Genomic DNA, 10,366 nt, shown 5'->3' on the forward strand with positions numbered 1-10,366 from the left:
AGAGATAGTAAGTTTAGAAAGGTAATATTCAAATTGTTTGCTGGTTTGTATATGAATCTGTTGTTTCAATAATACCATCAGTATCTATTCGATGGTAACTCCTGACTCTATAAGTACCGGAGGAAAGAGTTCCCGAGGTTCCTATGGAAATGACATTTGAATCGTCATAATTGCAATTATACCAACTTTTTACCACAGTCCAGTTACTGCCGTTTTTCTTTTCAAGATAAACAGTAACTGCGATTTTTTCAACATTTGTATATGCTCTGGTTTCTCCTTTAACGCTTATTGTATTATTAGTATTAACCAATATTGAGCTCTGGGCTTTTGATAAATAATCAAATGAAATTGAAGTAACGACACCGTCCCCTCCGTTTTTTGCTTCAGCAAGGCCAGATGATAGCAATAGTAACAACATTGATACTAGAAGCATAAACAAAAAACGTCTTTTCATAAAGACCCTCCTTAAATATGTCTCTATAAATAATAGACGTTTAATATCAATTATGGTTGCATAATGTGAAAATTTTTTAAATATTATTTATTTACGTTATTGCTCACTTTAATTGCAGGACATAGAAAATCTTTTTAATTATATATGATTATTTGACTGAATTCGACATTATTCAACAAATGTACATTTGAAAAGCTCAAGGGCACAATATTTTCATAAATATTAAAGGATGCCCCAGAAAATTGTCGAAGTTATCTCTTATTGTCGATAAATTGAGGAGGAAAGTTTATTGAGTATTTTCCCATTTGATAAAAATAAAACTCATGATGATATAGCGGAATTTATTTTTAAAAATTATTATAAAACTGCTTATTATATAGCCTACAGATACTGTGATAATAAATTTATAGCTGAGGAAGCCGCCCAAGAAACTATTTTCAAGGCTATAAATAATTTTGACAAACTAAAAGAACCGGATAAGTTGGAATCATGGTTAAAGACTGTAGCAAAAAACACTGTGTTTGACATACTTAGAAAAATGATTAAAGAAAAAACTTATGATATTAACGACTTTGAGGACACACAAATCAATCCTTTTTTTATAGTCGAAAATAAAGAAATCATTGAAGAGTTACGACAAATTATTAGAAATTTAGAAGAACCTTATCATGCTATAATTGTTTTGTATTATTGTGAAGACATGAAAATAAAGGAAATATCATCCATATTGAACATATCGGAAGGAACGATTAAGTCCATTTTGTATCGGAGTAGGGATAAGATTAAGAGAGAAATGATTAAGAGAGGATTTATTGAAGAATAAAGGAAGAAGGTGAAGATATTAATGAATCCTAAAACCGCAATGGACGACTTAATTGAACAAGCAGCAAAGGCAAACATTAACGAAGAGCTGCCAAAAGAGATCAATCTGGATGGAGAATGGGTTAAATTTAAAGAAAAATATTTACCACGAAGAAACTATTATTTTGTAAAAAAAAGTATTGCTATAATAATTCCCGTTTTATTCTGTGTTGGCATCTTATTAAGTTTATTGTTTCCTGTACAGGCCAAGGCTATAAGTTTAAAGTCTTTAGAATTTTTTAAATCATTTATAATTGGAAAAGTTCAAACTGTCGGCATCAATTATGCGAATAAAGATTCTGCCGGCAAAGATATAAATAGCTTAAGCCCGGATATTATTGAAAAGATTCAATCTGTTCCATTTGAGATTCTTTTGCCCGTCGATTATCTGAACGAATATCACATTAATTCCTTCACAGCGGAAGAACTTGGTGATTCTACCGACGTTTCAATAAAATTGGCTACAGACGATAACCGTAAGGTTGACATTCAACAGATCAACATCACAAAAGGCTTTAGCCAGGGTCTTTCTTTTGACAACGAGGATGCCGTTCTTAAGAGAATTAGAATTAATGGACAAGAAGCAACGTTAGTTGCTTATAAAAAGCAGCTTGTTTCATTGAGTTGGATTGATGGTGAGGTTTTTATTTCTATGGATGGCAATATTAGCGAGGACGAAATAATCCAGTTGGGCAGCAATATGCGCAGGGTTCCTTAAGAGTTGTTTTTCAGTCTTCCAGGTTAAACTGGTTCTGAACCTTTACGTTCCCATAGACCTATCCGCTGAGTGGAAGCAATAGTACTTCTGGCAGCACCGAGGATAGCCAATATTACTTGATCTTACAAGTAAATATCTTAATGTTGCTGACAAGATTGAGTATTAAAGCGATAAGAATTATTATAACCAAGGAAATAATGAAAACACCGAATAATTTAAGGTTCAAAAAAGTAAAATTCCAATTTTGCCACTTTGCCGCAGCTGCCATCGCCGCGGCGGCCGGCTGCAGCGGGCTGTACCATTGGAAAATAACGTAGGTGTATAAGCCGGCGAGAAAACTGTGGGCGACGCGGATTATAATGAAGGGGTGCATCCTGATATCGGTTTCGCTGATCATACTGGCCGCCTGGGCGTGTATGGACAGGCCGCTCCAGGCCAGGATCATCCCAACGGCAACCACTTGCTGGAGCAGCGGGGCCGTTGTTTCACTGGCAAGTTTTGAGCCGATGGTCATTTCAAAAAAACCGCTGGCCAGGGCTGGGAGAATTTCAGGGGAAAATCCCAACGGGAGGAGAAAAATGCCGAGGCAACCGGCCAGACTGTTAATAAAGCCGGCGGCGGTCAGCATTTTGATGATTACGGCGAAAAGGATAATAAAACCGCCGATGTTGAGCAGGTTGGTTACGGCGTTGCGCACCGCGTCCCCCATGATTTTCCCGAGCGGGCGGTTGTCTTGCCGCTGCAACTGAAGCATCTGCCGGAAAGCCTGGCCTGCCAGCCCCCTGCTTTGGGCCGGCGGCTCGGGTACGCGTTCGGCATCGTTGCGCGCGTAGAAGCGCAGGACAAAGCCTAGGGTAATATTTGATAGATAATGGGCACCGGCGATAATGCAACCGAGGGTGGGGTTGTTGAACATGCCGACCGCGACTGCGACCAGCATAAATAGAGGGGAGGAATTATTGGTGAACGACATCAGCCGTTCGGCCTCGATCCTGGTGCATAGCCCTTGCGAGCGGAGCCTGGCGGTAACCATGGAGCCAATCGGGTAGCCGCTGCTGAAGCCGACGGCCATAACGAAAGAGCCGGCGCCGGGCACGTTGAATAGCGGGCGCATCACCGGCTCCAGCAGCACGCCCATAAAGTGAACCACACCGAAGCTCATCAATAGTTCGGATGCGATAAAAAAGGGCAAGAGCGAAGGAAAGACGATGTTCCACCAAGTTTTCAAACCCATAACAGCGCCGTCAAATGCGACGCGTGGCTGGAATATCATTGATAGGACAAAAAGAACCGCTAGTGTTGTCCATAACAGCTTATTATAATCTTTCGCCCGGCCTGGTGGCTTATATAAGTGCCTCATAACTCACCTCACTCCTAACTCTTAAGCCTCTTTCTTTTGATAATTAATAATTTATTAACTAATTCACCCGGTTATGTTTTATTAAAAAAGGATTCAAAAAAGCTCCCGTGAGTGAAATTCTTGAATATTTTTGTCAATCGGTAGGTTTCGACAAAATTTCTGAAGGAAAATGTTAATAAAAAGTTGAAAAAATGGAATGAACAATAATTTGCTTTCTGTGGATGGAGGCGGGTATGTTGAAAGATAATGCCACCCTAAAAAATAGTGAATTAATTGAACTAAGCTTAAAAATGTTGGAGCAGCGAAGAGCTGTGGTTATTCAAAGTGTTTTTGAACAGGCGCCGGTCGGTCTGGTTCTTTTGGATGCGGATTTAAAATACAGTCAAATCAACATTTATGCGGCTTCAATTACCGGCCACAGACCTGAAGAATTAATTGGTAAATATATGGAAGATAATTTGACTAATTATTTTCAGGCGGAAGATGTAAAAAGACTCATTGACCAGTGCAAAAAAACTCTTATTACCGGAAAAAGTTTTGAATTGCATGGTTTGCCGCAGGAATCAAAATTTAATAAATATTTGTATTGGGATTGTCAGATATGGTGTGTTAAAGACGTTGACAGGAGTTTCAGCGGCTTGTTGCTTACTGTAAAAGATATCACCCGGCATGTTTATGGCCATTTCAGGTTGGAAAATGATCTGCGAACTCTTTTTAACGCTGTAAGCGATATTTTGTGCATCGGGGATTTAAATAAAATTAAAATGGTTAATCCCTCGGTAAAAAGCATCCTTGGCTATACCGGTGAGGAATTTTGCTCGATTGACTTCCGGACCCTAATTCACCCCGAGGATTTGCCTTCAACTAATAATAAAATGCATTCACTGGCACAATATGAGTGCTTAAATAAATTTACAAACAGGTTGCGTTGTAAAGACGGAACATATAAATGGCTTGAGTGGAACGTGGTGCAGGATGAGCAAAGCGGTTTAATATGTAGCGTTGCAAGGGATATAACCGATAAAAAAAGGCTTGAGGAGGAGCTTGAGAAATCCAACCGCCAAAAAACTGAAATACTTGAAAGAATTACAGACGGCTTTGTTAGCTGTAATAAGGACTGGCGAGTTACCTACGCTAATAAAGAAGCGCAGCGTATCGGCAAAAAGTCACCTAAAGAATTAATTGGAAGGACTATTTGGGAGCTGTTCCCGGATGCGAACAAATCAGAATTGCTGCAATCTCTGCAAAAAACAATGGCAGAGCAAAAGCCTTTGCAGGTGAATTATTATTCAAATTTTCTGAACTCTTGCTTTGAATTTCACGCTTATCCTTCTCCCGAGGGATTGTCGGTAATTATACATGACATTACAGAACGAAAAATGATGGAAAAGCAAAAAGAAGAAATAAAAAAGAGCGAAGAAGGCTTTTTGAAAGCATTTAAGGCCAACCCAAACATACAAACTATAAAATTACTGAGAAATGAAAGTTATGTCGATGTTAATGAAAGTTTCGAAAACTTTACCGGTTATAAACGGGAAGAAGTGATCGGGCGCACCCTGGCGGACTTGAAAATTTGTCTGGAACCAGAAAAATATTCGCAGATGATGGAACGAATAAAGGAAAATGGATTTGCTAAAAACGTGGAACTAGCCTTTCACGCAAAGTCTGGAGAACTTGGTTTCGGGCTTATGTCTTCTGTTGTCATAGAACTTTACGGCGAGCAGTGCATACTCGCGTCAACGGTTGATATTACTGAGCAAAAGAAGATGGAAAAAGAATTGGACCGCTTGGATAGACTGAACCTCGTCGGTGAAATGGCCGCCGGCATCGGCCACGAGGTGCGCAATCCAATGACGACCGTTAGAGGGTTTCTGCAATTGCTGTCCGGCAAAAAGGAATTTTCAGAACACAGCGGCCATTTTTCTCTTATGATAGAAGAGTTGGATAGGGCAAACTCGATAATTACTGAATTTTTATCTTTGGCCAGAAACAAAGCCGTTGATTTGCAAAAGAAAAACATAAATACCATTATTGAAGCGCTATACCCGTTGATTCAGGCAAACGCCATGAAACACGATAATTATATTGAAATATTTTTAAGTGACGTGCCTGAAATACTTCTTAATCAGAAAGAAATCCGCCAGTTGATCCTGAACCTTGTTTGCAACGGGTTGCAGGCAATGTCTCCGGGCGGAAAAATAACGATAAAAACATTTACAGAAAGGGAAGAAGTGATTTTGGCCGTTCAGGATGAAGGAAAAGGAATTTCACCTGAAATAATTGATAGAATCGGCACGCCGTTTTTTACTACAAAAGAAAACGGCACAGGCCTGGGGCTGTCTATGTGCTACAGTATCGCTAACCGGCACAACGCTAAAATTTCTCTTGACACCAATCCGCATGGCACCACTTTTTTCGTGCGCTTCAAAGTTGTTTAGGTGAATCTTGCAGGCCGATTTGCCGCAAGGCAGGAAAAATCTTGACAAAGCCGCGATATCTTATATATAATTCTTCATGTTGAATATGGGGTGGAACTTTATGCTGCAGCTGGATGTCGGCGCGATAAAGAAGGCGCCGGGGGATTTCGGGCCTTTTAATTTGTCGGCGGAATTGCCTCCTTTTGAACTGCGGGGGGAATATTTAGGTTTTCTGGGTCCGGTGAAAGCCAGTCTGATTGTCAGCAACGTCGATTCAGCGTTAGTGGTTGAGGGAGAGGTGTCCGGCGGGCTAAAGCTTAATTGCGGCCGTTGCCTGGAACCTTACGATTATTTTTTTCATGTTCCTTTTAAAGAAACATATGCCCAAGCGGCGCAGGACAGTGAAGGGGAAGTTGTGACTTTCAGCGGGGATATTCTTGATATCGCTCCTGAAGTATTGAATAGTATAATTCTCTCATTACCGATGAAAGCGCTATGCAGCGAGGACTGCCGGGGTCTGTGTCCCAGGTGCGGATGCAACCTGAATGAAAGCCGGTGTGATTGTTCAGACGATGAAACAGACCCGCGTTTAAGTGTTTTAAAGAAATTGTTGAAAGGAACCAATCAGTAGCTTCCACAGCCGGATTCCGGCCTGAAGGAAGTAATAATTTTAAGCTATTTGGTAAAACATGAGAAAGGATTAGGGGTGTTAAAATGGGAGTACCAAAAAGGAAATCATCCAAACAGCGGGGGAGACAGCGGCGCGCAGCCAATGAGAAACTGGGAGCTCCGGCACTGGTGAATTGCCCGCAGTGCCGCGCTTTGATTATGCCTCATCATATGTGCCCGGAATGCGGATATTACAAAGCCAGAAAAGTTGTAGAGATGAAATAGGTCAAAAATTAGCTTTTTTTTAATAAGCTTCAGGTTGCCAAACCTAAGCTTATTTTTTTCCATTTGCTTGCCAATTAGCATTCTGTACATTATACTATTTTTAGCACCTGGTACTAATTAATAGTCATTTTTGAGGGTGAGGGGTTGTGTCTCGGGAAAGCGCCAGTAAAATTGAGAGACTGCGGTGTCTTGCGATGTATCTGGACAGCGACCCTTTCTTGACTGATGAAGACTTGGCGCAAATTTTTAATGTCAGTGTTCAGACCATTAGATTGGACAGAGCGGTTTTAAAAATCCCTGAGCACAGACAGAGATTAAAAAATGTGGCCATGGGAATGGGAGCACCGCTCAGAACGCTGTCCGGAGGGGAAATAGTGGGGGAACTGCTGGATTTGGATGTCGGCCGCAACGGGACGTCAATCCTGGATGTAACCCCTGAAATGACGCTCAGCAAAATTAGAGTTCTTAGGGGCCATCATCTTTTTGCGCAGGCTAACTCGCTTGCCGTTGCGGTAATTAATGCCGAAGCGGCTTTAACCGGTATCGCCAGGGTAAGTTTTAAACAGCCGGTTTACTGCGGAGAAAAAGTGCTCGCTAAAGCGGTTATAAAATCAAACAAGGGAAATAAATACATGGTAAAAGTTGTCTCTTATGTTAAGGGAGAAGTTGTGTTCCAAGCTAAATTTATTGTTTTTGCGATAGCGGAGGAGGTACCGCAGTGAAAATCGCTGTGGATGCTATGGGTGGTGACAATGCCCCGGGGGAAATAGTCAAGGGTGCTCTTCAGGCTGTTGAGGAATATGGGGTGGCTGTTACCCTGGTGGGGGACGAAAATCAGGTGCGCGCCGAACTCGGGAGCGGCGAGGCAGCCGGATTGGTGAATGTTGTGCACGCCCCTGAAGTGATTGAAATGAAAGATCACCCGGCAGTAGCCGTGCGGCGGAAAAAAAATTCGTCTATTGTCAGGGCGACCCAGTTGGTCAAGGAAGGTGAGGCCGACGCTGTGGTGTCAGCGGGCAACACCGGCGCTTCCATGACGTCGGCTTTGCTGAGTCTCGGCAGGATCAAAGGTATCGACCGCCCGGCCATAGCCGTGGTGCTGCCAAGTGAGAAAGATTTTACCTTGCTTTTGGATATCGGAGCCAATGTGGACTGTAAACCGCATAACTTGTTTCAGTTCGGTATGATGGGCCATCTGTACGCTCACAAGATTCTCGGAGTTGACAATCCCAGAGTCGGCCTTTTGAGCAACGGTGAGGAAGAAACAAAAGGAAACGAAGCAACACTGGCGGCGTTTCCATTGCTGCAAAAAGCGGGAATTAATTTTATCGGCAATGTGGAAGGCGGCGAAATCTTTCGGGGTACGGCGCACGTGCTGGTTTGTGACGGTTTTCTTGGAAATATAGTTTTAAAGGCTGGAGAGGGGTTGGCAGAATCTCTCTTTAACATCATGAAAGAGGAAATTGCCAAGAGTTTTTTGGCAAAATTGGGAATTGTTATGGCCGGGGCAGCTTTGAAGGGTTTCCAAAGGCGGATTGAATATACCGAATACGGCGGCGCTCCTTTATTGGGAGTAAACGGGGTGTCGGTAATCTGCCACGGCAGATCCACGGCCAAAGCGATAAAAAATGCAATCAGAGTGGCTATGGAATCAGTTGATAATTCTCTGGTGGATGCTATCAGGGATAGCATTACGATTGCTGAAAAGAAAGAGGTTGATTGCGCCGATGCACAGGGAAGTGGTTAACGCCGGAATTTTGGGGATTGGGACCTATGTACCGGAGCGAATTCTTACCAATGACGAATTGGAGAAAATGGTAGATACCAGCGGCGAATGGATTCGTTCCAGGACCGGAATAAACGAAAGACGAATCGCCAGCCGGGAACAGGCCAAGGTCTCCGCCATAATGGAGGCGATGGAGCGCTACTCCGCGGAGCCGCGGAACGAGAAGCTGCGCACGGACATGATGGAGGACCTGCTGTCCAGCGAGAACGCCGTGGACCCCCGCTCGCTCATACTTCCCCAAATGGTGAACATGCATGTCCACTACCATCCCATCGCCTGGGTCAAGGGCTACGACCTGATCGAGGGAGAGGACATATGGGTGCCGGCCGTGGCGGTATATCATCCATACGAATCAAAGAGGGACCTGCAGCTGTTCCGGAGCAACACCAACGGTCTGGCCTCCGGGAACAACCTGGAGGAGTCGGTGCTGCACGCCATGTGCGAGGTCATCGAGAGGGACGCCTGGTCCATCTGCGAGGCCAGGCGCAAGCCCCGGGGGGAGATAGTCGTGGAGGACGACTGCCCGGTGGTCAGCGATCTGCTGGATAGGTTCGCCAAGCAGGGGGTGGAGGTCCACCTCAAGGACCTGACCAGCGATGTGGGCATCCCGACCATCGCCGCCGCTGCGGACGACGTCAGGTTGAAGGACCCTGCCCTGCTTAACTTGGGCGTGGGCACCCATCTGAGCCCCCGGGTGGCGGCCATACGGGCGCTCACCGAGGTGGCGCAGAGCCGCTGCACGCAGATCCACGGCGCCCGCGAGGACACCACCAAGGCCGACCTGAACCGCACGCTGGGCTATGAGCGCATGAAGCGCATGAACGCCATGTACTTCTCCCCGTCCGATGGTATCAGCATGTCCGATTTCCCGGAGTTCGACACCAAGGACCTGTTGGAGGACATCGAGGTGGTCCTGGACCATCTGGTCGGCCTAGGGTTCGAGAAGGTCATCGTGGTCGAACTGACCAGGCCCGAGCTCGAGGTCCCGGTCGTGCGCGTGATCATTCCTGGCATGGAGATCTACGCCATGGACATGGACCGCCTGGGCCCGAGGCTGGTGGCATGAGGCCGGTGGTCTTCCTGGGCCCCAGCCTTCCCCGCGAGGAGGCGGAGGCGGTGCTGGACGCCGATTATCGTCCCCCGGTCAAACGGGGGGACCTGTCCAGCCTTGAGAACGTAGATGTGGTAGGGATCATCGACGGGGTCTTCCTGCAGAGCTGCTCCGTGGGCCACCGAGAGATACTGTCCCTGCTGAACCGCAAGGTCAAGGTGATAGGGGGCGGGAGCATGGGGGCCCTGCGGGCGGCGGAGATGAACCATTACGGGATGATCGGCGTAGGTCGTGTTTTCGAGATGTACGCGAGCGGCGAGATCCAGGGAGATGACGAGGTCGCCCTGGTGTTCGATCCTGAAACGATGGAGCCGCTCTCCGAACCTCTGGTCAACATGCGCTTCTTCCTGGACCAGGCGGTGGCCGATAGGGCGATGGACCCCTCTCAAAGAACCAAGGTCCTGGAAAAGTTGCGTTCGGTCTATTATCCCCGCCGGACCAAGCGGTCCTTTGAGTCCATGGCCGCCGAGGTTCTCGATGAAAGCGGGCGAGAGGCTTTCCAACGCTACTTTACGATTAAATACCGAGATATTAAGAGGGAGGACGCGTTAACCGTCCTCGAAACGGTGAAAAAGGCGTGCGCCGCGCTTTAAATATATTTATTCGCTATTTTCAAAATTATTGTAATTCTGAAATGCAATTTATATAAAATAAAAAAATATTAAAAAATTTTACAACGTTAAATATAGAGCGATTTTGTCTGGGGTAGGACAAAAATTAAGCTATTGTTTAACATGGATGGATTGTCCATCCATCATCAAGCTT

General features: G+C 45.0%; 11 protein-coding genes. 9 read left to right on the plus strand and 2 right to left on the minus strand.

The window, feature by feature from the left end:
* Positions 1-28 precede the first annotated feature (28 nt).
* Positions 29-454, minus strand: a complete 426-nt coding sequence (locus A4E54_RS14325) for a DUF6147 family protein (RefSeq protein WP_240085013.1) — start codon at positions 452-454, stop codon at positions 29-31.
* Positions 455-743: 289 nt separating this feature from the next.
* Between A4E54_RS14325 and A4E54_RS14330 the strand changes: the two genes are divergently transcribed.
* Both A4E54_RS14330 and A4E54_RS14335 read left to right on the plus strand, forming a co-directional pair.
* Positions 744-1,277, plus strand: coding sequence for an RNA polymerase sigma factor (locus A4E54_RS14330; protein WP_240085012.1), 534 nt, complete (start codon positions 744-746; stop codon positions 1,275-1,277).
* 21 nt (positions 1,278-1,298) lie between these two features.
* Complete coding sequence (locus A4E54_RS14335; protein WP_240085011.1) at positions 1,299-2,033, plus strand: DUF4367 domain-containing protein; 735 nt, start codon at positions 1,299-1,301, stop codon at positions 2,031-2,033.
* 112 nt (positions 2,034-2,145) lie between these two features.
* Here A4E54_RS14335 and spoVV read toward each other — a convergent pair whose 3' ends face one another.
* Positions 2,146-3,393, minus strand: coding sequence for a dipicolinic acid transporter SpoVV (spoVV, locus tag A4E54_RS14340; protein WP_240085010.1), 1,248 nt, complete (start codon positions 3,391-3,393; stop codon positions 2,146-2,148).
* A gap of 233 nt (positions 3,394-3,626) precedes the next feature.
* On the opposite strand from spoVV, the gene A4E54_RS14345 reads away from it, so the two are divergent.
* From A4E54_RS14345 to A4E54_RS14375, 7 genes are all read left to right on the plus strand, one after another.
* Complete coding sequence (locus A4E54_RS14345; RefSeq protein ID WP_240085009.1) at positions 3,627-5,831, plus strand: PAS domain-containing protein; 2,205 nt, start codon at positions 3,627-3,629, stop codon at positions 5,829-5,831.
* Positions 5,832-5,931: 100 nt separating this feature from the next.
* Entirely contained in the window at positions 5,932-6,441 is a 510-nt protein-coding gene (locus A4E54_RS14350; protein ID WP_240085008.1) for a YceD family protein, read from the plus strand.
* An 83-nt stretch (positions 6,442-6,524) separates the two neighbouring features.
* Entirely contained in the window at positions 6,525-6,704 is a 180-nt protein-coding gene (rpmF, locus tag A4E54_RS14355) for a 50S ribosomal protein L32 (RefSeq protein ID WP_240085007.1), read from the plus strand.
* Between the two features lie 146 nt (positions 6,705-6,850).
* Positions 6,851-7,426 (plus strand): transcription factor FapR, encoded by a 576-nt coding sequence (gene fapR, locus A4E54_RS14360; RefSeq protein WP_240085006.1) that lies wholly within the window; start codon positions 6,851-6,853, stop codon positions 7,424-7,426.
* Positions 7,423-8,451 (plus strand): phosphate acyltransferase PlsX, encoded by a 1,029-nt coding sequence (gene plsX, locus A4E54_RS14365; RefSeq protein ID WP_240085005.1) that lies wholly within the window; start codon positions 7,423-7,425, stop codon positions 8,449-8,451. The genes fapR and plsX overlap by 4 nt, the downstream gene beginning before the upstream one ends.
* Entirely contained in the window at positions 8,432-9,556 is a 1,125-nt protein-coding gene (locus A4E54_RS14370) for a YcaO-related McrA-glycine thioamidation protein (RefSeq protein WP_286726514.1), read from the plus strand. The genes plsX and A4E54_RS14370 overlap by 20 nt, the downstream gene beginning before the upstream one ends.
* Positions 9,553-10,194 carry a TfuA-related McrA-glycine thioamidation protein gene (locus tag A4E54_RS14375; RefSeq protein WP_286726513.1) on the plus strand — a complete coding sequence of 214 codons (642 nt, stop codon included), beginning with the start codon at positions 9,553-9,555 and terminating at the stop codon, positions 10,192-10,194. The genes A4E54_RS14370 and A4E54_RS14375 overlap by 4 nt, the downstream gene beginning before the upstream one ends.
* Positions 10,195-10,366: the final 172 nt, after the last annotated feature.

The organism is Pelotomaculum sp. PtaB.Bin117, from assembly GCF_002067195.1.
GTDB lineage: Bacteria > Bacillota > Desulfotomaculia > Desulfotomaculales > Pelotomaculaceae > Pelotomaculum_D > Pelotomaculum_D terephthalicicum.

What these genes read in the sequence shown, in the direction of transcription:
- spoVV (WP_240085010.1), bottom strand. Translation starts at nt 3,393, where the DNA reads ATGAGGCACTTATATAAGCCACCAGGCCGGGCGAAAGATTATAATAAG.
- rpmF (WP_240085007.1), top strand. Translation starts at nt 6,525, where the DNA reads ATGGGAGTACCAAAAAGGAAATCATCCAAACAGCGGGGGAGACAGCGG.
- A4E54_RS14325 (WP_240085013.1), bottom strand. Translation starts at nt 454, where the DNA reads ATGAAAAGACGTTTTTTGTTTATGCTTCTAGTATCAATGTTGTTACTA.
- A4E54_RS14345 (WP_240085009.1), top strand. Translation starts at nt 3,627, where the DNA reads ATGTTGAAAGATAATGCCACCCTAAAAAATAGTGAATTAATTGAACTA.
- A4E54_RS14370 (WP_286726514.1), top strand. Translation starts at nt 8,432, where the DNA reads ATGCACAGGGAAGTGGTTAACGCCGGAATTTTGGGGATTGGGACCTAT.
- A4E54_RS14375 (WP_286726513.1), top strand. Translation starts at nt 9,553, where the DNA reads ATGAGGCCGGTGGTCTTCCTGGGCCCCAGCCTTCCCCGCGAGGAGGCG.
- A4E54_RS14335 (WP_240085011.1), top strand. Translation starts at nt 1,299, where the DNA reads ATGAATCCTAAAACCGCAATGGACGACTTAATTGAACAAGCAGCAAAG.
- A4E54_RS14350 (WP_240085008.1), top strand. Translation starts at nt 5,932, where the DNA reads ATGCTGCAGCTGGATGTCGGCGCGATAAAGAAGGCGCCGGGGGATTTC.